Genomic DNA, 23,025 nt, shown 5'->3' with positions numbered 1-23,025 from the left:
GCATCCGAGCGGGAAGCGAGGATGGCACGCCCCACAAAATCTCAGTCATGATATTCGTCATCAGTGCGCCACCGCCGCCGCCGCCGCCTCGTCGATCAGCCGGCCACTGCGGAAACGCTCCAGTGTCAGCCCGGCATTGAATTTGTGCGGCTCATCGCGAGCAATCAGATGCGCGAAGAGATTGGCCGAGCCCGGCGTCGCTTTGAACCCGCCGGTTCCCCAGCCGCAATTGACGTAGAGCCCGGGAACAGGCGTCTTCGACTGGATCGCCGAACGATCCGGCGTATTGTCGACGATGCCGCCCCATTGCCGCATCATCTTGACGCGGCGGAACATCGGGAAAAGCTCGCAGATGGCGTCGAGCGTGTGGGTGATGATCTGCAAGCCGCCGGTCTGTGAATAGGAATTATACTGGTCGGTGCCGGCACCGATGACGAGCTCTCCCTTGTCGGACTGGGAGATATAGGCATGCACCGTGTTCGACATGACGACACACGGAAAGATCGGCTTCAACGGCTCGGAGACCAGGGCCTGCAGCGGGCTCGATTGCAGCGGCACGCGTACATCGGCCATCTTCATGATTGTCGTCGTATGGCCGGCCGCCGACACGGCGACTTTCTTGGCGCCGATGAAGCCGCGCGAGGTCTCGACCCCGGTCACGCGCCCATCGGGGCCGCGGCGGATGCCGGTCACTTCGCAATTCTGGATGATGTGCACCCCGCGGTCTGAGGCTGCGCGCGCATAACCCCAGGCGACCGCGTCGTGCCGCGCCGTGCCGCCGCGCCGCTGCAGCGCTGCCCCGTTGATCGGATAACGTGCGCTGGCCGAGATATCGAGCGGCGGACAATAGGCCTTCGCCTGCTCCGGCGTCAGCCATTCATTGTCGATGCCGTAGAGCCGGTTGGCATGGATATGCCGCTTGAACGACTGCTGGTCGTGAATATTGTGCGAGAGCATCATCACGCCGCGCGGCGAATACATCACGTTGTAGTTGAGCTCCTGGGAAAGCCCTTCCCAGAGCTTCATCGAATGCTCGTAAATGTGCATGCTCTCTTCGTAGAGATAATTCGAGCGGATAATGGTGGTGTTGCGCCCGGTATTGCCGCCGCCGAGCCAGCCTTTCTCGATCACCGCCACATTGGTGATGCCGTGCTCCTTGGCGAGATAGTAGGCAGCACCCAGCCCGTGGCCGCCGGCGCCGATGATGATGACATCATATTCGGCGCGCGGCTCCGGCGAAGTCCACTGCTTCTCCCAGCCCTTGTGGCCACGAAGGGCCTCCCTCGCCACGGCAAAAACCGAATATTTCCGCATCCGCCTTCTTCTCCTTCAGGAAAGGGCTGTTCTCCGCGCCCATACAAATCGCAAATCCAAATGCGGCACAACGGTTGTTTTGCGACGCGCGAGAGCTTTGCTTTTGACACTAAGCGACATGATGCCGAAAACGGCGCGGTTTTCAGACGACATCGTGCGCTGCTTGCGAAAGCCGTTCGGCGGGATAAGGCAAAGCTGACCTTTCCTCGGCCAGCCGCCCGGTCCTAGCCCAAGTGGGCGAGAAGACAACCAGTTACTAAAATGTTAATTCACCTTATGTTTCCGGGGTTCCTGTATCATGTGGGGTCGGCGTTCATTACTCCAGGCGTTTTGCATTGTGGTTGTTGGCGCGCAACCGGCACTCGCCGCCGAGCCGGTCGGCCAAGCTGTCGTCATCAAGACGGAGGTGACGGGAGAGAGCGGCCCGATCGAAGTCGACACCAGCGTCCATCGCAACGAACGCATCAAGACATCCCCATCGGGACTTGGCCAGTTCCTGTTCCGTGACGGCACGAAGCTCGCAGTGGGCTGGGGCTCGTCGGTCGTGATCGACAAATATGTCTTCGATGATTCCCAATCGGTCAAGAAACTGACCATCAGAGCGGCAAAGGGTACGTTCCGCTGGGTGAGCGGCAGTTCCAACTCCTCAGCCTACCAGATCCTGACGCCCGCCGGCACGATCGGGGTGCGCGGCACCGCTTTCGATTTCTACGTCGGCCCTGATGGCACGACCGCCGTCGTCCTGTTGAATGGCGCGGCTCGGTTTTGCGGCCCGGGCGGCTGCCGGCAGTTGCAGCAACGCTGCGATTGCGTGGTGGCCAAGCCGAACGGCAATATGTCGGCGGCACGCCGGGTCGATCCCAGCATTCTCGATACGCTCGGAAATCCCCGCGCGCTCCCCTTTCTCTCCGGCAATCAGCGGCTTTCAGGCGGCATCGGCATGATCGGCGGCTGCAATATGGCGTCAGCCGCGCCGGAAAGAAAAGACAGAAAACCGCCTCCGCCGGCGATTGCGCCAGTTCCCAAAAGGCAGGATCCGCCGCAGAGGCAGGCCGAGCCGCAGAAGGAGCGGCCGAACAAGCCGGACAAGCCGCATCACGACAAGCCAGATCATGACAGGCCAGATCACGACAGGCCGCATCATGACAGGCCCGATCGTCCCGACAAGCATGATGGTCATGATGATCACGACCGGCCCGGGAACCACGACCAGCATCACGGGAATGACCAGGATCATCAAGGACACGACCGCGATGGCAATCACGATGGCGATCACGATTACGACAGGGATCGGCATCACGACGGGGGCTGGGGTTTCAATCGCAACCGCTGACCCGTTCAGTCGGCCGCGCTCTTCTCGAACCGATCACTCACCTCGCGAAAATGATCGGTCCTGCCGGATACCCGCCGATAGAATTCCGCCAGGCCGTCGATCACCCCCGCCGCCCTGAGCTTTGCTGCGCCGACAAGCTTGCGGGTGTTCTTCGAATGCGCAAGCAGGGCCTGCATCAGCTGCTGGTGGGCGACAACAAGGGCTGAAAATTCGGCCGATGTGGCAACGCGTTCGTCGCCGACAACGGCAAGGATCTGCGTTCGGATGCTCTTTCCTTTGAGCGGAATGGCGCCAGCCTCGATCAGCGCCATTCCCTGCACCGACCTTGCCGTGCTGTCGGATATCAGAATGTCGAAGCCGACTTCCTTGCAGCATGATTCCAGCCGCGCCGCGACGTTGACGGCATCACCGACCGCCGAATAGTTGAAGCGCGTTTTGGCGCCCATATTGCCGACGCAGGCGAGGCCGGTGTGGATGCCGATGCCGATCCCGACCTGTTGTCCGGGTCCGAAGCCGAAAGCGTCGCCGGCGTTCAACTCGGCCAGGGTTTCACGCATGGCAAGCGCTGCGCGGACCGCCTTGGTTTGATGATCGGCCACATCGATGGGCGCATTCCAGAACGCCATGATCGAATCGCCGATGAACTTGTCGAGCGTACCTTCATTGGCCACCACATGGCGGCTCAGCGCATCGAGCAACGTGTTCAGGAATGCGACGACATCCGTCGGTGCCAGCCGCTCGCTGATCTCGGTGAAGTTCCTGACATCGACGAACATGACCGTCAGTTCACGGTCGTCGCCGCCGAGGCGCAATGCATCGCGGGTATGCTCGATGCGATGGAGCAGCGATGGCGAAAGATAATGCCCGAAGGCGCGCCGCACCGCCCGCCGTTCCCGGTCGATCACCAGGATCCGGAATGAGGTCGCGGCAAAATGGATGATTGATCCGCTGACAATCGGCGCCAGCGGATCGAAAAGAAGCCCCGCATAAAGAAACGACACCCAGGATGCCACGAGCGCCATTGCCGTAATCAACAGGCCGCAGATCAGCGCGACGGCCGGGCTGACGAAGGTCGTCACCACGACGAGAAGGCATCCGAGCACCGCGATGACAAGGATTTCCAGCCCGTCCGCCCAGTCGGGCCGCGACAGGAAATGGCCGGAGAGGATCTGCTCGACGGCCTGCGCATGCAGCGAAACGCCAGGAACGTTCTCGCCGAGCGCCGTGACGCGGATGTCCTGGAGCCCGGCCGCCGATGTGCCGACGAAGACGATGCTGCCGTTAATGGCAGCCGCGACCTCGGGAGAAGCCCCTTCGGCCGCAAGCATCTGCCGGGCGGATATGTACCGCTCAGCCCGGTCGGGGCTGACATAAAGCCAGAGTTCGCCCGCCGCCGTCAGCGGCACGACGAAATCGCCGATCTTCGCCGATGTCATAATGCCGGCGCGATCGGGCGCGCCTGATAGCACATAGGTCGACGCCCCCTGGGCGACGCGCAGGGCCTCGATGGCGAGATTTGGATAGAGCTGCTCGCCGTCGGTCAGGAACAGCGGAACCGCCCGCACCACCGGCGAGGGGTTGCCGGGGTTGAGGCTGATATGGCCGAGCCCCGCCGCATTGGCCTCCAATTGCGGCCTGAGCGGCGTCGAGGCGCCGAGATAGGGAGGAGCCGAGACAGGGCTTTCGCCTGTGAAGGCGAAACCCGCCTTCACAGGCGGCCGATAATGGCCCTCGTTGGAAAGGCCGAAGCCGAGTACGACGGGCTTGCCGGCAATCGAGCGGGCGAATATTTCGTCATTATCAGGCAGTTTCTCGGCAAGGGAAGGATCGACGCCTGCAACCTCGCTGACAACATTGCGCGGCGACAGCCGGTCCGGCTCGGCGAAAAGAATATCGAAGGCGATGGCCGAAGCGCCCATCTGCGAAAGCCGGTCCACCAGCAGGGCCAAACGGTCCCGCGGCCATGGCCATTGACCGAATTCCCGTAACGAGGCCTCGTCGATGTCGATCACGCGGACCGGCATCGGCTCGAAGGTCCTCGGAACCAGACGCTGATATTCGTCGAAAGTCACGCCGCGGATCAGCTTGAAAATCGCGGGATCGCCTGCCCGCAGGATCGTCAGCAGAGCCACGATCGCCAGGCCGATAGCGACACCGATTTGCTGGACGCGCGTCATGATCTCACCGGGTGTTTCCCTCGACGGCCGGCAGAACGGCTCGCACCTGCCGATAGGCTACGCCGCTTTCGGTCCAAATGCCATTCGCGCATGCATCCGGGTAAACGATCGCCTCCGGGCCAGGACCGCTCTCATGGAGGAGATCGCCGCGCTGGACGAAGTCGCGCCAGAGCCGGATCTTGACCTGATAGGGCAAGCGGGATTTTTCCACCCCGCTTCCCATATCCATCTGGACTTCCTAAACCCGATCTGCTATCTGGCATGACCAATCGCAAGGCTGCGGCCGCGCGAACGTTATATTTTTGCCCCTGGCGCTGCGCCGCCGCCGGCATCAACCAACCAAAGGAACGTGATTCTCGTGCAGGTACTTGTCCGCGATAACAATGTTGATCAGGCTCTCCGCGTTCTCAAGAAGAAGATGCAGCGCGAAGGCGTTTTCCGCGAAATGAAGATGCGTGACTACTACGAGAAGCCGTCGCAGAAGCGTGCTCGCGAAAAGGCCGAGGCTGTTCGTCGCGTTCGCAAGCTGGCCCGCAAGCGCGCCCAGCGCGAAGGTCTGGTCGCACACTGAGCGTTGCCGTCGTTTTTTCGACGTTTTCAGATGCATTGTGGCGGGGGCGATGGGTTCGCCGCCGCCTTTTTTAGTTTGCCGCTGAAGATCGCATATCCGCGCACCGGATATGCCGCATGGGGAAATCGAGCCCGAATGGCTGTCAACACCTTCAATCCGTCCCGCGCTTTGCGCTTGCAGAAAACCGCATTCCTGCCCGCTTTGGCGCTAGCGGCAATGTTCGCCCTCGCCGGCTGCGAGACGACCAATACCTCGGATGCGGTGATCCGCATCGACAAGGCGCAGGGCTCGGAAGAGAATATCGCCTCGCTGACGGCGGTTATCAACGCCAATCCCAAGGATCCCGAAGGCTACAATGTCCGTGGCTCCGCCTATGGCCGCGCCGGCCAGTTCCGTCCGGCTCTGAATGATTTCAATACGGCGCTGCAGATCAATCCACGGTTTTTCCAGGCCTACGCCAATCGTGCCCTCGTCTATCGCAACATGGGTCAGCAGGCCCAGGCGATCGGCGATTACAATGCCGCGTTGCAGATCAATCCGAGCTATGACGTCGCCTATATCGGCCGCGGCAATGTCTACCGCACGGCCGGCCAGGATGATCAGGCCTTCAACGATTTCGACAAGGCGATCCAGCTTGGCACCACCGATGGCCGTGCCTATCACAATCGTGGCCTGATCTATCAGAAGCGCAATCAGCAGGATAAGGCGATCGACGATTTCTCGAAGGCGATCTCGCTCGCGCCGAATTCGCCCGAGCCCTATAATGGCCGCGGCATTTCCTACATCGCACTGAACGACAACGACAACGCCTTTGCCGATTTCAACCACGCGATCGAGCTTAACGGCAACATTGCCGAATCCTGGGCCAACCAGGCGCTCGTCTACGAACGCCGCGGCGACAAGGCGAAGGCCACCCGGTCCTATCGTCACGCCGTCGGCCTCGATCCGAAGTACCAGCCAGCTCGCGACGGTCTCGCCCGCGTCGGTGCTTCCGCCGGCTAAGGACATCAGCTGGGCGGCGGGCAAATCGGCCGCCGCAGGGCTCGTCGTCCTCGATGACATATCATAGTATGTTGCAACCTGCTCTTGCTCCCCCTAACATGGCGCTGCTTCGATAGCCTGCTATCGGGTGTTCGAAACTTATTGAGGGCGGCTTGCGAGAGATGCGGATCTTTGCTTTCCTGACCGCTCGCGAACTCTGTTGTCTTTCGCCAGCGCATGAGACGTGGCGCAACAGATGAAGATCGTCGCGCTGTTCTTTCCCAAAGCCTCGATCGGCACTTACCTCGTCGCCATGGCGGTGGCGATCGCCCTGCCGATCTTCGCCTTTGTGACGCTGCTTCTGCTGCAGCTGGAAGACAACCAGCGTTCGACGCTGAGACGCGAGACGGCCCAGGATGCACTCGCCCTTTCGCGGATCATCGACCGTCAGCTTCAGGACATGGCGACGACGCTGCGGCTGCTTTCGAGCTCACCGGAGCTCGAAAACGGTAATCTTGCCGCCTTCCACGCGCGCACGGAAACCGCCCTCCGAGACAATACGCTGTTCGTCATCGCCGTCGACCGCACCGGCCAGCAACTCCTGAACACGCGCCGAGCCTTCGGCACGCCACTCGGCGAGGTAGCGAACATCACCGCCCTCCAGTCGGTCATGACCTCCGGCCGAATCGAGGCTTCCGACGTCTTTCGCGGCCGCATCAGCGGCGACTGGGTGTATAACGTCACCTTGCCGCGGGCGAACGATCCCGTCGCAGCCCTCATCATCACCCAGGATGCCAAGGATCTGAGCAAGCTCGTGACAACCGAGGGCCTTGCTCCCGGCTGGTCGGCCGCTGTCATCGATCAAAGCGGCCACGTGGTCGCCGCCACCGGCCCGGCCAATCTCGAACCCGGCACGCCCTTCGATCCGCGCATCCTGCCGGCGTTCACCGCTCCACGCGGCGTCTTCCAGGACGAGGCGATCCTGCCACACATGCTGCTCGGTTATGCCAGGATTCCCGGCTGGTCGTGGAAAACGGTGATCTGGGGACCGATCGCTCAGGCGTCGATCCTCAGCACCTGGCGTTTCCTCATCATCGGCGGCGTGGCCCTTCTGCTGGTCGCCGTGCTCGGCGCCTATGCCGTCGCACGGCAGGTGCGTACCACCATCCGCGATATTGCCGGAATGGCGAACCGCATGGGCGAAGGCCATATCGTCTCGCCGGTCGAAACCAGCGTCATCGAGGCGAACCAGGTAGCGATCGCCCTGTCGAACGCCTCCTTCGATCGCAGTCAAAACGAGGACCGGCTGCGCTTCGTTATGCACGAGCTTGTCCACCGCACCAAGAACCTTTTGACGCTAGCCCAGGCAATGATGCGCCAGCTCGCCAAACAAGCCGACAGCGTCGAGACCTTCCAGGCCGCCGTCGCCGACCGCCTCGAGGGGCTGGTGCGTTCGATCGAGCTCCTGACCAGCGAGCAATGGGGAGGCGTGTCGCTGCGGCGGGTGGTCGACATCCACCTGCAGGCCTTCCCGCAATCGCGCGAACAGATCGAAATCACAGGAAAAGATTTCATCCTGAAGCCGGATGCCGTTCAGAACCTTGGTCTTGCCCTGCATGAACTTGCCACCAATTCGGTGAAATACGGTGCGCTATCCGTCCCGCAAGGCCGTGTCCGCTTCGAATGGCGCGATGTCGCGGAGGAAGACAAGCCGGATGCCCTGCTCCGCTTCAGTTGGGAGGAGCGCGGCGGCCCGCCGGTCGTAGAGCCATCGCGCTCTGGCTTCGGCACGACCGTTATCAAGGCCCATGCCGCCTCCGCCTTCCGCGGCACGGTGCAGGTCGATTTTCGGCCCGAAGGCCTGTTATGGGTGCTGACGGCACAGCGTGGCACGCTGGAGCGGGAATAAGCTAGGAACATTCGCCACCTCTACCCGTTTCGAACAGGTCATTCCCAAGGAGAAAGACCATGTTCAAACAAACGATGATCACAGCGGTGGCTCTGGCGGCCGCTGCCTGGGCAAGCCCGGCGGGCGCGGAAAATTATGTCGCGCTTGGCCGTTTGATCTGTGGATCGGATGGCGGTCAAGGTCTGATCGTCACCTCGCAGAAGAACCTCATCTGCACCTATACCCCGGCATCAGGCGGCGCCAAGGCGGTCTACGCAGGCAAGATCGAGAAATTCGGCATCGATCTCGGCCAGACCGGCAGGACCGTGATGATCTGGCAGGTACTGGCAAAGACCGGCACGGATATGCCGCAATTCGCGCTGGCCGGCGAATATTACGGGGTCGGCGCCGATGCGAGCATCGGAGCTGGCGGCGGCGCCAAGGTGATCGCCGGCGGCACCAACAAGGCTTTCATGCTGCAGCCACTGAATGTTCAGGCCCAGGAAGGACTGAACCTCGCCATCGGCGTCGAGAAGATGACGTTGGTGCCGGGTGAAACCTGAGCGAAGCGGCCGCGTTCGAGCTGAGCGGCTGTATCTGCGTCATCCATGCGCGATCGCCTTGTTGATATCCTCGGTCATCTTCTTCGCGTCACCGAGCAGCATCATCGTCCCGTCCTTGTAGAACAGCGTATTGTCGATGCCGGCATAGCCTGAACCGAGCGAGCGCTTGACGAACAGGCAGGTCTTTGCCCGGTCGACGTCGAGGATCGGCATGCCGTAGATCGGCGAGGTCTTGTCGTCGCGCGCCGCCGGATTGGTGACGTCGTTGGCGCCGATGACGTAGGCGACGTCAGCCTGGGCGAATTCCGAGTTGATGTCCTCGAGCTCGAAGACTTCATCATAGGGAACATTCGCTTCGGCAAGCAGCACGTTCATATGACCGGGCATGCGGCCCGCGACCGGGTGGATCGCATATTTCACCTCGACGCCGTTCTTCTTGAGATTGTCGGCGAGTTCTCGTAGTGCATGCTGGGCCTGGGCGACCGCCATGCCATAGCCCGGCACGATGATGACCTTCGATGCATTCGCCATCAGATAGGCGGCATCCTCGGCCGAGCCGAGCTTGACCGTCTTGTCCGATGTGTCGGGCCCGCCCGATGCCATCTCACCGCCGAAACCGCCGAGGATGACCGAGACGAAGGAGCGGTTCATGCCCTTGCACATGATGTAGGAGAGGATCGCCCCGGAGGAACCGACGAGCGCGCCGGTGATGATCAGCGCCAGATTGCCCAGCGTGAAGCCGATGCCAGCCGCAGCCCACCCCGAATAGGAATTGAGCATCGAAACGACGACGGGCATATCGGCGCCGCCGATCGGCACGATCAGCAGAACGCCGAGCGCCAGCGACAGCGCCACCACGGCCCAGAAGTCGAAATGGCTCTCGGTGGCGGCAAGCCCGATGATGAAGAGCACGATCAGCACGAGCAGGCTCGCATTGATCACATGCCGGTAGGGCAACAGGATCGGCTTGCCGGACATGCGTCCGTCGAGCTTCAGGAAGGCGATGATCGAACCGGTGAAGGTCAGCGCCCCGATCGCCACGCCGAGCGCCATTTCGACCCGCGCTTCGGTGTGGATGTAGCCGATCTCGCCGATACCGAAGGAGGCAGGGGTATAGAGCGCCGAAGCCGCGACCAGCACGGCGGCCAGACCGACCAGCGAATGGAAGCCGGCGACGAGCTGCGGCATCGAGGTCATGGCGATGGTGCGGGCGATATAGGCGCCGACGCTGCCGCCGATGGCAAGTCCAAGGACGATCAGCACGAAGCCGCCGAAATTCGGCGTGGCCAGCACCAGCGTCGTTAGGATGGCGATCGCCATGCCGATCATGCCGTAGAGATTGCCCTTACGGCTGGTGGCCGGATGCGACAAGCCGCGCAACGCCAGGATGAAGAGAACGCCGGAGACGAGATAGAGGAAAGCTGCGATATTGGTCATCAGATCCTCACCGGTCCTTCTTGCGGTACATCGAGAGCATCCGCTGCGTCACGAGGAAGCCGCCGAAGATGTTTACCGAGACGAGCACGAGGGCGACGAAGCCGAAGCCGGTCGCAAGTCCGCTTGTGGAGATGCCGACCGCCAGAAGCGCGCCGACGACGATGACGGAGGAGATCGCATTGGTGACGGCCATCAGCGGCGTATGCAGCGCCGGCGTCACCGACCACACAACGTAGTAACCGACAAAGATCGACAAGACGAAGATCGCCAGCTGAAAGACGAACGGATCGATTGCCCCGCCGGTCGCAGCACTTGCCGCTTCCGGTGCGTGGGCGGCTGCCGTGACGACGGCAGTCACCGCCTGGTCGAGCTGCTCCAGCGCTCTGTCCATTGCTTCACTGGCCATCAGAGATCTCCCTTCTTCGCGCCGCCGAATGCGGGATGAACCACGTCGCCGGCATAGGTCAGCATCGTCGCCTTGACGAGTTCGTCGTCGAGGTTGACGACGACGCTCCTGCTTTCCTTGTTGACCATGGTCTCGAGGAAGGTCACGAGGTTCTTGGCGTAGAGCGCCGAGGCGCTGGCCGCAACGCGGCCCGGCATGTTGGCGAAACCGATCACCCTGACGCCGTCGACATCGGCAATCTCGCCGGCAACGACGCCCTCGATATTGCCGCCGCGCTCGACTGCGAGGTCGACGGCGATCGCGCCCGGTTTCATTGCTGCGAGCATGGCGCGCGAAACCAGCCGCGGCGCCGCGCGACCCGGGATCAACGCGGTAGTAATGACGATATCCTGCTTGGCGATATGTTCGGCCACGAGTGCGGCCTGCTTCGCCTGATAGTCGGCGGACATTTCCTTGGCATAGCCGCCGGCCGTCTCCGCCGCCTTGAACTCCTCGTCCTCGACAGCGATGAACTTGGCGCCGAGCGAGGCAACCTGCTCCTTGGCGGCCGGGCGGACGTCGGTGGCTGAGACCACCGCGCCGAGGCGCCGCGCCGTCGCAATCGCCTGAAGACCCGCAACGCCGGCGCCCATGACGAAGACCTTGGCGGCCGGCACGGTGCCGGCAGCCGTCATCATCATCGGCATGGCGCGGTCATAGACCGCCGCCGCCTCGATGACCGCCTGGTAGCCGGCGAGATTGGCCTGGGATGAAAGCACGTCCATGGACTGGGCGCGGGTAATGCGCGGCATCAGCTCCATCGCGAAGGCCGAAAGTCCGGCACTTGCCAGAGCTGCGATGGCTTCGTCATTGCCATAGGGATCCATGATGGCGATGACCACGGCGCCGCTTTTATAGCCTGCGATTTCGTGTTCGCTCGGGCGGCGCACCTTCAGCACGACGTCGGCCGAGGCAGCATCGGCAAAACTGCCGATCCTTGCGCCAGCTGCCTCGAACTCTCCGTCCGGAATGCGCGAAGCCGCACCGGCACCGGCTTCGACGACAACGTCGAAGCCGAAACTCTTCATTTTTTTCACGGTCTCGGCGGAGGCCGCGACACGCGTCTCCTCGCCCGCAATTTCCCTTGCAACGAAAACGATATTGCCCAACTGCCCCCTCCTCCGGGTCAGCCGGACCGCCGCAGGCTTTCCTGCGCGGGCCAAGCACCTAAAGCATGTCGTCGCGCAAAACTGTACGGCGCGTTGCGATAACGACATGCGCAAAAATAACGACCTGAAGCGCGTGGAGCGGATCTGAAAGATCGCGACGCGCTTTAGTCACAAAGCTTCGGAGAAGCCCCTCCTCCCCTTGCCGCGATCAGCGGAACAGGAAGATGCCGATGGCGAGAAGAATGATGAAGACGAAGAGGCCGCCAAGGAGGCCGGCGCCGCCGAAGAAACCGGCGGTCATCGCAAGCAGGAGGCAGATGAGAAGCATCGAGCCGTATTTCGCGGCAGCAATGAACATGTCGTAGGTGTTTTCATGTTCCTTGTAATCCATCGGCGCGCCGGTCTCGACCGGTCCGGTATGATGTTCGGCCATAAATATCGTCTCCCTGAAATGCCTCTGCGCTGCCTGATTCCCCCGCCCCGCGAGGGAAGTCCCTGCCTGCAGGAATTACACAATGACAGGCGAAAGCGCAATGCATGAGAACGCCGCAGCTAATGCATGTCGCCGGGAAGTGTGTAGCGGTTCCGGGACAACGACATGCATAAAACAAAGGCTTAAAGCGCGTCGCATGAATCAAATTTGATACGACGCGCTTTAGGCGTCAAAACCAGCTATTTCCAGGCGGCAAAAGCATGAGGGGCGACGACTGCGGATAATTGTTGCCGCCCCTCATTGTTCTCACTCAGATGCTAGCCCGGTGAGAGAAGAAGAAATCAGAGCGGCAGGTCGGTGCCGAGTTCGCCTTGCGGCACGAAGCGCGCCGTCGGAATGATGGTGAGCGGCGGCAATGTGTCGTTGGGATTGCGCGAAAACATCATGCGTTGCTCGCTGGCGCTGGAGATGAAGAAGGGGTAGCGCGTCAACAGCTTGCGCCCGACCTCGATCACATTCGTCGCCATCAACGTCACGTCAACCCCGTAACTCTCCGCCAGTCGGCCCGGCACAATGGTATCGGCATAGAAAACCCGCTTATAGAAGGCGGCATGTGGGGGCCGGACGGACTGAAGAACGCGGTCCGCCCTGAAATACGCTGCCGCAACGATGGTCGGCCGCAGCGTCAGATAGGGAACCCAGGGCAGATCGGCGGTGAGCTCGGGATCGGCCGCGAAACGCGCGGGGTCGATCAAGGTCAGCCCGGCGTCCAAAAGCTCATCCATCGCCTCGGGAAAGGCCTCTCCGGACCGACTGATACGGTGCTCGGGTGTCACATAATGAACCCGGATGGTGCTGACCAATTCCCCATAATAATACAGGCCGAAGATATAGGCATGGCTGTCGAAATCGACATCGTCCAACAGGCCTCCCGGGGCAAGCGACAGCGCGTCGTGGGCCTTGTAGGCCTTGTAGCGCAGGCGTTCTACCTGCTCCATGTCTTCGCTGCTTTCGACGCGGCGATACTCGACATGATCCAAAACTTCCAAAATTTTCGCGCTGAAATCGCTACGCTTGAACAGTGTCTCTGACATTTTCTCGATCCGCTCGTTAACGGATCATTAATCATATGCCGGCGAGATTTAGGCAAGAAAATCCGATAATTCGGGCCGTTTATAAAGTATTAAGGTTAACGGCGCGGAGGATTGTCAGCGGAAAAGCGGCCGTAGCAGAGCGCTCAGGCGACCTTGTTGCGCCGACGCTGAACGGGGCGGCGGCCGATGCCCTGCTGCAATAGCGGGATATTCTGGGAAGGCACCGGCTGAGAGAAAACATAGCCCTGCACGAGATCGGTGCTGCGGTGCTTGTTGAGCAGAGCGAGCTGCTCTTCGGTCTCGACGCCCTCGATGACGATCTTCAGCCCCAGTTCGCGGGCGAGATGGACCGTACCGCGCAGGAGCTTGTGGCGGCGGTTATCCTCGACGATGTTGCGGACGAAGGAGCGGTCGATCTTGACGATATCAAGCGGCAGCGTGTCGAGATAGCTGAGGCTGGAGAAGCCAGTCCCGAAATCGTCGATCGCGATGGTGATGCCGCGGGCCCTGAGCTCCGCCAGAATGGCGCGCACCGCCGCCGGCTCGTCGATCAGGCAGCTTTCGGTGACCTCGAGATGCAGCCGCGCCGAATCGAGGCCGGAATGGGCAAGCGCATCGGCGACGACCTGGAGAATGTCGGCATCCCTGAGATCCCGCGCCGAAAGGTTGACCGAGACGGCAATATGGTCCGGCCAGTTCATGCATTCGCTGCATGCCTTGAACAGGACGAAGCGGGTGATGTCCGAGATGATGCCCATATCCTCGGCGAGCCGGATGAAGACATCGGGCGGGATCAAGCCCTTCTCCGGATGCACCCAGCGCGCCAACGCCTCGGCGCATTCGATCCGCGAACCATCGGCCCGGAACATCGGCTGGAAGACGAGATGCAGCGCCTGCGCCGAAACCGCATCGCGCAGATCCGCCTTCAGCTTCTGCTGCTCGATATAGCGGCCATCCATCTCCCGCTCGAAGCCTGATATGCCGCCCTTGAAGCGCGACTTGCTTTCGAACAGGGCAAGATCCGCCTTGACGCTCCATTCGTCCATCGCGAACGCGGTACTTTCGAGGATCGCGTAGCCGGCGCTGAGCGAGACGAGGAAGGTCAGCTCATCGACCTCGTAATGACCCTGGATCGCGGCGTGCACGCGGCGGATCTCGACGTCGAGCAAGGCCGGGTCCTTCGCGTGCGGGAAGAACAGGATGAACTGGTCGCCCATCAGCCGGCCGAGAATGGCGTTGCCGGAGGCCTGCTTGACGCGTGCGGCGATAGCGCAGAGCAGATGATCGCCGGTGATATGGCCGCGCATGTCGTTGACATGTTTGAATTCGTCGATATCGAGAACCATGAAGCCGAGCGGCCCGGACTTCCTTTGATGTTTGGCGAGATAGTCCTGCACCAGCTGCCCGAAATATTCCCGGTTCGGCAGGCCGGTCAGCGCATCGAAGCGGACCATGTGCATGATCTTCTGCTCCGCCTTCACGCGGCTCGAAACGTCCTCGAAGATCAGTACGGCGCCGCCGTCAGCCCTTCGGCTGGCAGAGAATTCCAGAGACAGGCCCTCGGGAAAATGAATGAGGGTGCGCGACAGGTTGCCTTCGGCGACCTGGGTGAGCTGGCGCAGGATGAGCTCCGGCTGCGAGGCGTCCATGAAACTGTAGCGCGCGCCGTAACGCAGGACGGCGCCGAGGTCGCGGTCCTTCAGCCGCTCCGGCGCGCCTATCTTCAGAAGCTCGCAGGCCTTGCGATTGACGACCTGGATACGGTTTTCGGCATCGACCATGACCAGGCCATGCGGCATGTTGTTGAGCGCTGTATCGAAGCGGTCGGCGATGATGGTGATTTCCCGGCGCGCGATGACATTCTCATAAAGGAACTCGCGCACACCGTTCGCCATGGCTCGCGTCGTCAGCCAGAAGGGAATGAGGAAGATCGACAGCAGGCCGCGATATAAATCCATAGCCAGCAGGCTGCAGACGATCATCGGCAGGCAGCAGAAGAACGTCTGGAGATCGACTGCGAAGCGTGAGCCGTAGTTGCGGCCGACGACGGAAACCATGGTCGCCATGGTGACGGAAATGCAGGCAAGTTCGGCAAAGGAATCGTGCACGACGAAGATGGCGTAGCCGCTGGCAAAGCCAAGCAGGGCGGTGGTGCAAGCCCCACTGGCGACCAGAATCCGCTCCCAGCGCTCGATTCCGGCATGCGACAAGCTCTCCTTGTCGACACGATCGAACCGTCGGAAGATGGCCATGCGAACGCTGAAAACCAGAAGAAAGGCAACCGACAGCGGAATATAGACGGAGGATTGCGTTTTGGCGGCCACGGCAAGGCACGTAGCAATATGCACGATCACGCCAACAAAAAGCGTCATGCGGTTCCCGGACAGGGAACTCACAAACGACAGATAGACATCTAAAGGGACCCTGTTCGGGTTATCTGGCTTCATCCACACTTTCCCTGTGCGCGGGAATTCTAAGCCCAACCCTTTAAAAATTGATTTCAATGGAATCAAACATTTGGTCAAATTTTCTAAAACCACAGGATGAACAGCACAGCCTACGCGCGTTATTGCAGCCTTATGGCGAGATTATTGAAATATTCGTCCACGCCTGGGTTGTTGAAATATTCGGCGGTCATATCGGCCAACCGGCGCATCTAAGACTATACTCCAACGCCAGGCATTTATCCTTCCAATTTCAAAGGCCGTGGTCTACATCGATTGCAAGAGGGAAAACTGCTGGAAAACCGGCAGGACAAGAACAAGGGGAGGCGAATGTCGGTATTCCTGGCCGCCAGTCGGCTGATCGACCGGGTCAGCCGCGTCATGGGCAAAATTTCCGAATATATGGTGCTGCTCTGCTGTCTGATCAGCGCCGGAAACGCCATCGTCCGTTATGCCTTCAACTACAGTTCGAACGGCTGGCTTGAGATTCAATGGTATCTCTTCGCCTTCGTCGTCATGCTCGGCGCCTCGCATGCGCTGCGCAACAACGAGCATGTCCGCGTCGATCTGATCTATGGTTCGGTTTCCGACAAGGCGAAGATCTGGATCGACATCGTCGGCCTGATCCTCTTCCTCATCCCCGTCTGCGTCTTCCTCACCTGGGTCTGCTGGCCCTTCTTTGCGCTTTCTTACCAACAGGGAGAAATCTCGGGCAATGCCGGCGGGCTGATCCGCTGGCCCGTCAAGCTGGTGCTCGTCGCCGGTTTCGCGCTGCTTTCCCTTCAGGGCGTTTCCGAACTGATCAAGCGGATCGCAGCCATTACCGGCCATATCAGCATCGACATGACCTACGAAAAGCCGCTGCAGTAACGCGGGCTGGGAGAAACACATTTGTTTGATTTCGGTATCATCCCGCCGGCGATGTTCCTGGGCATGGTCATCTTCATGCTCTACGGCTTCCCGGTCGCTTTTTCGCTTGCCGCCGTCGGCCTGTTGTTCGGCATCATCGGCATCGTCACCGGCCATTTTGGCGAAGTCTTTCTGCAGGCGCTGCCGCTACGCTTCTTCGGCATCCTTTCCAACGACCTCCTGCTCGCCATCCCCTTCTTCACTTTCATGGGTGCGGTGCTGGAGCGCTGCGGGCTGGCCGAAGACCTGCTCGAAGGCACTGGCAAACTCTTCGGTGGCATACCCGGCGGCCTCGCCTATGCCGTCATCCTCGTTGGCGCGGTGCTCGGCGCAATCACCGGCACGGTGGCCGCCTCCGTCATCACCATGGGGGTGATCTCGCTGCCGATCATGCTGCGCTACGGCTACAACCCACGCCTTGCCACCGGCGTCATCGCCGCCTCGGGCACGATCACCCAGGTCATCCCGCCCTCGCTCGTGCTCGTCGTTCTTGCCGATCAGCTCGGCAGGTCGGTCGGCGATATGTATCTGGGCGCGATCGGCCCTTCGATCCTGCAGGTGACGATCTTCGTGCTCTTCATCCTGGTGATGTCGATCATCCGGCCGAAATCGATGCCGCCGCTGCCGAAAGAGGTGCGCGGCGATTTCAACTGGGCACTGCTCATCAAGGTGCTGATGGGCATGGTGCCCTCGATCGTGCTGATCTTCCTGGTGCTCGGCACGATCTTCATGGGCCTTGCGACACCGACGGAAGCAGGCGCGCTTGGCGTCGTCGGCGCCATGGCGCTCGCCGCCTTGCATCGCCGCCTCACCTGGCCGCTGATCCGCGAGGCGATGGCGTCGACCACGCACATCACATCCATGGTGGTGATGATCCTGATCGGCTCCACCTGTTTCAGCCTGGTGTTTCAGGGCATGGACGGCTCGCGCTGGATCGAGCATATGCTGTCGGGCATTCCCGGCGGCCCGGTCGGTTTTCTGATCTTCGTCAACATCTTCATCTTCGTGCTCGCCTTCTTCCTCGATTTCTTCGAGATCGCCTTCATCGTCATCCCGATGCTCGCCCCCGTCGCCTCCAGTCTCGGCATCGATCTGATCTGGTTCGGCGTGCTGATCTGCGTCAACATGCAGACGAGCTTCATGCATCCGCCGTTCGGCTTCGCGCTCTTCTACCTGCGCTCGATCGCCGGCAAGGACGTCAAGACCTCCGATATCTATATCGGCGCCCTTCCCTGGGTCGGCATGCAGCTGATCCTGGTGGCGATCGTGATCTTCTGGCCGCAATCGGTAACCTATTGGCTGGATCACGGTCCGAAGGTCGACCCGAACTCGATCAAGATCGAAGTCCCGGGCTTCGGCGGCCAGCTCGGCCTGCCGCCGCTGGGCGGCGGCAATGGCTCGCCGCAGATCCCCGGCCTGACCCTGCCGCCAGCACCGCCTCTACCCGCCAAATAACCCCACCAAGTAACAGAGCCAAAACAAAACCCCGGACCAAGCGTGATCCGGGGTTTTGGTATGCGTTCGTGTAATGCGCCGATGGAAGCTCTCAGAGCTTTCCGGCCCGCTGCTGGATCATCATGAACGTATCGAAAGTGTATTCCGAAAGCTGCATCCAGAGATAGGCGTCGCGTTTGAAGGCGGTCTGGTCGTCGTAGATCTTCTTGAAATACTGGTTGGTGCCCGAGATTTCGCTGTAGATGCCAATTGCCGCCTGAAAGCAGGCTTCCATGATTTCCTGGCTGAACGGGCGCAGCGTCGCGCCTTCGGCAACGAGCTGCTTCAGCGCGGTCGGGTTCTTCGTGTCGTATTTCGCCAGCATGTTGGTGTTGGCGAAAGCGCAGGCATCGGTCAGCGCCGCCTGATAATGCTTCGGCAGATTGCTCCATTTTTCGAGATTGAAGAATCCATGCACCGTCGGGCCGCCCTCCCACCAGCCGGGATAATAATAATACTTCGCCACCTTGTGGAAGCCGAGCTTCAGATCGTCATAGGGACCGACGAATTCCGCCGCATCGATCGTGCCTTTTTCCAGCGCCGGATAGATGTCGCCGCCGGCAATTTGCTGCGGGATGACGCCGACCTTCTCCATGACGCGGCCGGCAAGGCCGGCGATGCGCATCTTGACGCCCTTGAGATCATCTAGCGTATTGATTTCCTTGCGGAACCAGCCGCCCATTTGCGCACCGGTATTGCCGGCCGGCAGCGCATACATACCCTGTGTGGCATAAAATTCATTCATCAGCTTATTGCCGTTGCCCTCGTAATACCAGGCATTGGTCAGGCGGCTGTTCAGGCCAAACGGAATGGCCGTTCCGATGGCATAGGTCGGGTCCTTGCCGACGAAATAATAGGAGGTCGTATGGGCAGCCTCGACCGTACCGGCGGCAACCGCATCGACGGCCTGCAGGCCGGGCACGATTTCACCGGCAGCAAAAGGCTGGATCGTGAAATTGCCGTCTGTCGCCGCGGCGACATGTTTGGCGATATCCTCGGCGCCGCCATAGATCGTATCCAAGCTCTTCGGAAACGACGACGTCATGCGCCACGCAATCTTCGGATTCTCCTGCGCGATCGCAGGCGCGGCCAATGCCGTTGCGGCCACCGCGCCGGCACCGGCGGTTCCCGCCTTCTTGAAAAACGAACGACGATCCATCAAAAACCTCCCGTATAGATGGCACTGCGCGGGCAATCTTCACCCCTATCCGCAGCGAGGGGAAGCTAAGCATGGCGAGAGCCGCGATTCAAGCGTTAGTCTGTTAGCCTTTGGCATCAAGACGGCAATAGGACAACGGGCACGCATCCATCAAAATCAGCGGCTTAGCAGCGAACCCGGAGCCGCGGCAGCGCTTCCGCCGCATTTTGGTCACCTGACACAGCCAAGCGTTGACTTGACCGCCGTTCTGGCGGCAAAACGATGTGCAGAAAGATTTTATCGGGGCTGATATGACGAAACCAATCGTTGCTATTCCTGCAGATATCCGCAGCTTCGACGGCGCGACCTGGCACGCCGTACAACATCAGTACCTCAGTGCCGCATTGACTGCGGCCGGCGTTATGGCCTTCATCATCCCCGCCTTCGAGGAGGGCTACGATACCGACGCGATCCTCGACCGTGTCGATGGCCTCTTGGTTTCCGGCTCGGCCAGCAACGTGCATCCTTCGCTCTACGGTGCCGATGCCAGCGATAGGGACGGTCCCTTCGACCTCGCCCGCGACGCCACCAGCCTGCCGCTCATCCGCCGCGCCATCGACCGCGCCATTCCGCTGCTCGCCATCTGCCGTGGTATCCAGGAGCTGAATGTCGCGCTCGGCGGCTCGCTGGCAAGCGAGATCCAGGAGCAGCCGGGCATCTCAGACCACCGCCGGCCGGAAGGCGTCGACCGCGACGGCATGTACGCCATTCGCCAGAGCGTCTACGTCAAGGAAGGCTCCTGCATCGCAGGCATTCTCGGCCCAGGCGAGGTCCGCGTGAATTCGTTGCACCGACAGGCAATCGCCAGAACCGCACCGCGGCTGCAGGTGGAGGCAAGCGCCGAGGACGGCACGGTGGAGGCCGTTTCCGTCATCGACGCCAAGGCCTTTGCCGTTGGCGTGCAATGGCATCCGGAATACTGGGCCGAAACCGACAGGCCTTCGAACAAGCTGTTTGCCGCTTTCGGCGACGCCGTCCGCGCCTACGCCGCCGCCGCCAAGCTCCCGCTCATCCCCGCGAGGGCGACCGCCTGACGGTGCGGCGCCGGCGCGCTTTAAGCCCGCCGAGCGTTGAGCAGCAACCATCAATGGTGATCGTCGTCCTCGTCGTCATGCTCGTGCTTCAGCCAGGTGCAGAGCTCCGCCGGTAGCAGTTTCTCATAGGCGTCGTCGCTGCCGACGAACTCCCCAAGATCCTTGACGCTGACGAAGCCGACATTCGGAAATTGCTCGGCCGCGCTGCGCAAGAAGTCGAAACGCTCGTCACCGACACCGACCATGACATAGTAGATCTGCGATTCGGCATGCTCGGCCTTCTGCAGCAGGGCCCAGGCTGCATCTCTGTCGGCATTCTCGCCATCGGTGAGGAAGTAATTGATCGCCGGAATGCCCGACCGTGTCTCCTCGCCGAATGTATCGCGGCTCATGCCGAAGATCATGCCGAGCAAGCCGCCAGCCGCCTCCTCTTCCATCAAACCGTACGTCATCAGGTTCGAGCGGATGACCGGTCCGTAATCCGTGCCACCCCAAAGTACGGCTTTCAGCGCATCGTTGCCGATGATTTCACGCTCGACGTAACCCTCGTAATTTTTGGCGGTGGCCGGTGCGATCGATGCCATCCTCTCCTGATTGGAAAACACCCAAGTATCGATACGCCCGTCGTCATCGAAATAAAGAGCGACGGGAAGAATACGCTCGAGCGCCGCCTGGACCACACCAGATTTGAAAAGGTCGGTCATCGAGCCCGAGACATCGATGTTGATGCCGACCTGGGCGGGAATGCGCTCGTGAATGCCTTGTTTCTGAAGGACGAAGCCGACGCGTCGAACTTCTTCCTCGGGCTTGTGCAGTTTGAATGTCGTCATTATCATCCCTCCGATCTGAGTTTTCCAAGAATGCGCGCATGAATGTCGCGAAGCAGTGATCTGATGCCAGCCTGCGCTGGCGGTTGCGCGCTTCGGGCCGCCGTCAGCGCCGCGGAATAGGCTGCATGCCAGGCAGGCAGGTCCTCGTGCAACAGGCCATCGCCAGCGTGTCCGAGCGCGTCCACGTGCCGCGCGAGCCCGGCAACGGTATGCGTGCTCATCTCGATCGTGGCCTTCGTCGCCGACAGGCTGGCAATCCTCGTCTCGATCGCGTCGGCTTGCGAGGTGTAATGCGCCTGCCGTTCGCGATCGGAAAACTGAACTCCGCCGATATGATCGACCAGGAAGCGCGCCGCCAGGATGTGTGCGGCGAGATCACGGCCGAGCGCCGCATAGGCCTTGCCGATGGCGCGAAGCCGTTTTGCGACCGCAACGATTTCGGGCGCAAGCGCATCGAGCTCCTTCGCCAGGGCCTGCACGTCGGGATAAAGCTGCAGAAAGAGGCTGTCGGGATCGCGCGGAGCCGCCAGCGCCTTGATTGCCTTCAAGACGCCGCCGCGAACGGCAAACACACGGTCTGGATCCAGATCGCCGAGACGCTGGAGCAGTTCGGCGCCAAGACGCCTTCCCATCGCCAAGGCTTCGCTGTCGGCAAGCGCGAGTTCGCTTTCGGCAAGCCTGCCATGCTCTGTCTGAAGGCGGGCGCCGAAGCGCACGACGTCGTCGAAATAATGATCGTCGAGATTGGTGCCGTCGACGATGCGCAACGCTGCCGTCGCGACCGATGCGGCAGCGCCGGGATCGATCTTCAGGAACGCCTCCACGCTGCAGGGAATGCGCCGGCGAATTTCCCCGGCGCCGAGAACACGCGGCTTGTCGCCCTTGAGCATCGGCGGTTGCGGCGAACCGAATAGGACTTTCGGCTGGGTGGATTGTCCGGGAGGTTGGGCAACGTCAGGCGAGGCGCTTTTTGGAAAAAGCACCTTGGGCAACCGGCCCGGCTCCTTTCCCGGCGGTCCATCTGCCTTGCCGCTCATCAAACGAGGCCCCCGTTCAGTTGAAATAAGCCTGGATGACGTCGCCAAGCCCGGCATTCGACCCTGCACCGACGGCATGGAATCGCCAGGATCCGTCCGGCTGCTTCAGGAAGGAAGCCACCTGTATCGTCGTCTTGCCGGCAAATTCGGCGGTGAGCTGGTAGCGGCAAAGCTCGTCATCCATCGCGTCACAAACTTCGATATAGGCGTTCCTGACCTTGCCGAAATCCTGTTTCTTGCGCTCCGCATCATGGATCGTCGCCCAGACGGCAAGCTCGGAAACCTCGTCCGGCAGCTTCGCCAGCACGATCTTGAACTCCTCGCGGAAACCCTCGTCATGGTGGCCGCCGCCATGATCGTCATCGTCGCCGTCCTCATCGGGTTCCGACCCTTTGATCAGGCCGCCACGCCCGGTCCGGTCGTCGCGTTCGTGCCACATCGAGCCGTCATCCGTCTGGAAGGAACCGTCGGCATTCTTGCTCAAAGACCCTTCCGGATTGCTGGAACTGCGCACGAAGGCATAGCAGAGTGCATGCGAGCCTTCATTGTAGAGCCGCGCGCGGTTCGCATCGCCACCGGGATGGACCAGCGCAAAACAATGCACGTCGAGATCAAAGGCCGGCCCCGAACCTTCGGGCGGATCCCAAACAAGTCCCGAATGGACGAGCTGGATCTCCTTCTGGATCTGGAATGATTGCCCCTTGTTGAGCTTGAAGGTTGCCATGCGCTATCTT

Annotated in this window: 21 protein-coding genes; 8 read left to right on the top strand and 13 right to left on the bottom strand. The window is 61.1% G+C overall.

What is annotated here, in order from left to right; genetic code table 11:
• Positions 1 to 60: 60 nt before the first annotated feature.
• Positions 61 to 1,314: a sarcosine oxidase subunit beta family protein gene (locus HJB83_RS09310; protein WP_207581801.1), complete on the bottom strand. Its 1,254-nt coding sequence runs from the start codon at positions 1,312 to 1,314 to the stop codon at positions 61 to 63.
• 298 nt (positions 1,315 to 1,612) lie between these two features.
• Here HJB83_RS09310 and HJB83_RS09305 point away from each other — a divergent pair, with 298 nt between their 5' ends.
• Positions 1,613 to 2,647 carry a FecR domain-containing protein gene (locus HJB83_RS09305; RefSeq protein ID WP_207581802.1) on the top strand — a complete coding sequence of 345 codons (1,035 nt, stop codon included), beginning with the start codon at positions 1,613 to 1,615 and terminating at the stop codon, positions 2,645 to 2,647.
• Between the two features lie 5 nt (positions 2,648 to 2,652).
• Here HJB83_RS09305 and HJB83_RS09300 read toward each other — a convergent pair whose 3' ends face one another.
• Both HJB83_RS09300 and HJB83_RS09295 read right to left on the bottom strand, forming a co-directional pair.
• Positions 2,653 to 4,824 carry a CHASE2 domain-containing protein gene (locus HJB83_RS09300; protein WP_207584376.1) on the bottom strand — a complete coding sequence of 724 codons (2,172 nt, stop codon included), beginning with the start codon at positions 4,822 to 4,824 and terminating at the stop codon, positions 2,653 to 2,655.
• A 4-nt stretch (positions 4,825 to 4,828) separates the two neighbouring features.
• Positions 4,829 to 5,053 (bottom strand): hypothetical protein, encoded by a 225-nt coding sequence (locus HJB83_RS09295; RefSeq protein WP_221131745.1) that lies wholly within the window; start codon positions 5,051 to 5,053, stop codon positions 4,829 to 4,831.
• Between the two features lie 129 nt (positions 5,054 to 5,182).
• Between HJB83_RS09295 and rpsU the strand changes: the two genes are divergently transcribed.
• The 4 genes from rpsU (at position 5,183) to HJB83_RS09275 (ending at position 8,827) form a co-directional block, all read left to right on the top strand.
• Entirely contained in the window at positions 5,183 to 5,395 is a 213-nt protein-coding gene (rpsU, locus tag HJB83_RS09290) for a 30S ribosomal protein S21 (protein WP_207581803.1), read from the top strand.
• A gap of 135 nt (positions 5,396 to 5,530) precedes the next feature.
• The gene (locus HJB83_RS09285; RefSeq protein ID WP_207581804.1) at positions 5,531 to 6,397 is read left to right on the top strand and encodes a tetratricopeptide repeat protein; all 867 of its coding nucleotides are present in this window, start codon (positions 5,531 to 5,533) and stop codon (positions 6,395 to 6,397) included.
• Between the two features lie 235 nt (positions 6,398 to 6,632).
• A complete protein-coding gene (locus HJB83_RS09280) occupies positions 6,633 to 8,285 on the top strand; it encodes a sensor histidine kinase (RefSeq protein WP_221131744.1) in 1,653 nt (550 codons plus the stop codon).
• Positions 8,286 to 8,344: 59 nt separating this feature from the next.
• A complete protein-coding gene (locus HJB83_RS09275; protein WP_221131743.1) occupies positions 8,345 to 8,827 on the top strand; it encodes a DUF992 domain-containing protein in 483 nt (160 codons plus the stop codon).
• A 39-nt stretch (positions 8,828 to 8,866) separates the two neighbouring features.
• Here the strand turns inward: HJB83_RS09275 and HJB83_RS09270 are convergent, their stop codons facing one another.
• From HJB83_RS09270 to HJB83_RS09245, 6 genes are all read right to left on the bottom strand, one after another.
• The gene (locus HJB83_RS09270; protein ID WP_207581807.1) at positions 8,867 to 10,264 is read right to left on the bottom strand and encodes an NAD(P)(+) transhydrogenase (Re/Si-specific) subunit beta; all 1,398 of its coding nucleotides are present in this window, start codon (positions 10,262 to 10,264) and stop codon (positions 8,867 to 8,869) included.
• A 7-nt stretch (positions 10,265 to 10,271) separates the two neighbouring features.
• On the bottom strand, positions 10,272 to 10,670 hold the full coding sequence (locus HJB83_RS09265; RefSeq protein WP_007631757.1) for a proton-translocating transhydrogenase family protein: 399 nt from the start codon (positions 10,668 to 10,670) through the stop codon (positions 10,272 to 10,274).
• A complete protein-coding gene (locus HJB83_RS09260) occupies positions 10,670 to 11,818 on the bottom strand; it encodes a Re/Si-specific NAD(P)(+) transhydrogenase subunit alpha (RefSeq protein ID WP_221116622.1) in 1,149 nt (382 codons plus the stop codon). The genes HJB83_RS09265 and HJB83_RS09260 overlap by 1 nt, the downstream gene beginning before the upstream one ends.
• A 208-nt stretch (positions 11,819 to 12,026) precedes the next feature.
• Positions 12,027 to 12,251, bottom strand: coding sequence for an aa3-type cytochrome c oxidase subunit IV (locus tag HJB83_RS09255; RefSeq protein WP_007631760.1), 225 nt, complete (start codon positions 12,249 to 12,251; stop codon positions 12,027 to 12,029).
• 341 nt (positions 12,252 to 12,592) lie between these two features.
• On the bottom strand, positions 12,593 to 13,345 hold the full coding sequence (locus tag HJB83_RS09250) for an N-acyl amino acid synthase FeeM domain-containing protein (RefSeq protein ID WP_207581809.1): 753 nt from the start codon (positions 13,343 to 13,345) through the stop codon (positions 12,593 to 12,595).
• Positions 13,346 to 13,488: 143 nt separating this feature from the next.
• Entirely contained in the window at positions 13,489 to 15,792 is a 2,304-nt protein-coding gene (locus HJB83_RS09245; protein WP_207581810.1) for a bifunctional diguanylate cyclase/phosphodiesterase, read from the bottom strand.
• Positions 15,793 to 16,119: 327 nt separating this feature from the next.
• Here HJB83_RS09245 and HJB83_RS09240 point away from each other — a divergent pair, with 327 nt between their 5' ends.
• Positions 16,120 to 16,659 (top strand): TRAP transporter small permease subunit, encoded by a 540-nt coding sequence (locus HJB83_RS09240; RefSeq protein WP_207581811.1) that lies wholly within the window; start codon positions 16,120 to 16,122, stop codon positions 16,657 to 16,659.
• A gap of 21 nt (positions 16,660 to 16,680) precedes the next feature.
• Positions 16,681 to 18,153: a TRAP transporter large permease subunit gene (locus HJB83_RS09235; RefSeq protein ID WP_221159550.1), complete on the top strand. Its 1,473-nt coding sequence runs from the start codon at positions 16,681 to 16,683 to the stop codon at positions 18,151 to 18,153.
• 91 nt (positions 18,154 to 18,244) lie between these two features.
• Here the strand turns inward: HJB83_RS09235 and HJB83_RS09230 are convergent, their stop codons facing one another.
• Complete coding sequence (locus tag HJB83_RS09230) at positions 18,245 to 19,351, bottom strand: TRAP transporter substrate-binding protein (RefSeq protein WP_207581813.1); 1,107 nt, start codon at positions 19,349 to 19,351, stop codon at positions 18,245 to 18,247.
• Between the two features lie 290 nt (positions 19,352 to 19,641).
• On the opposite strand from HJB83_RS09230, the gene HJB83_RS09225 reads away from it, so the two are divergent.
• On the top strand, positions 19,642 to 20,424 hold the full coding sequence (locus tag HJB83_RS09225) for a gamma-glutamyl-gamma-aminobutyrate hydrolase family protein (RefSeq protein WP_221131742.1): 783 nt from the start codon (positions 19,642 to 19,644) through the stop codon (positions 20,422 to 20,424).
• A 50-nt stretch (positions 20,425 to 20,474) separates the two neighbouring features.
• On the opposite strand, the gene HJB83_RS09220 is transcribed toward HJB83_RS09225, so the two are convergent.
• The 3 genes from HJB83_RS09220 to HJB83_RS09210 are packed head-to-tail and all read right to left on the bottom strand — an operon-like array spanning position 20,475 to position 23,015.
• On the bottom strand, positions 20,475 to 21,254 hold the full coding sequence (locus HJB83_RS09220; protein ID WP_207581815.1) for a VWA domain-containing protein: 780 nt from the start codon (positions 21,252 to 21,254) through the stop codon (positions 20,475 to 20,477).
• A gap of 2 nt (positions 21,255 to 21,256) precedes the next feature.
• Positions 21,257 to 22,291, bottom strand: coding sequence for a hypothetical protein (locus HJB83_RS09215; protein WP_207581816.1), 1,035 nt, complete (start codon positions 22,289 to 22,291; stop codon positions 21,257 to 21,259).
• Positions 22,292 to 22,307: 16 nt separating this feature from the next.
• Positions 22,308 to 23,015 carry a TerD family protein gene (locus tag HJB83_RS09210; RefSeq protein WP_207581817.1) on the bottom strand — a complete coding sequence of 236 codons (708 nt, stop codon included), beginning with the start codon at positions 23,013 to 23,015 and terminating at the stop codon, positions 22,308 to 22,310.
• Positions 23,016 to 23,025 lie beyond the last annotated feature (10 nt).

It is taken from the genome of Rhizobium sp. NZLR11 (assembly GCF_019685115.1).
GTDB lineage: Bacteria > Pseudomonadota > Alphaproteobacteria > Rhizobiales > Rhizobiaceae > Rhizobium.
This window is presented reverse-complemented; position numbering and strand designations above follow the sequence as displayed.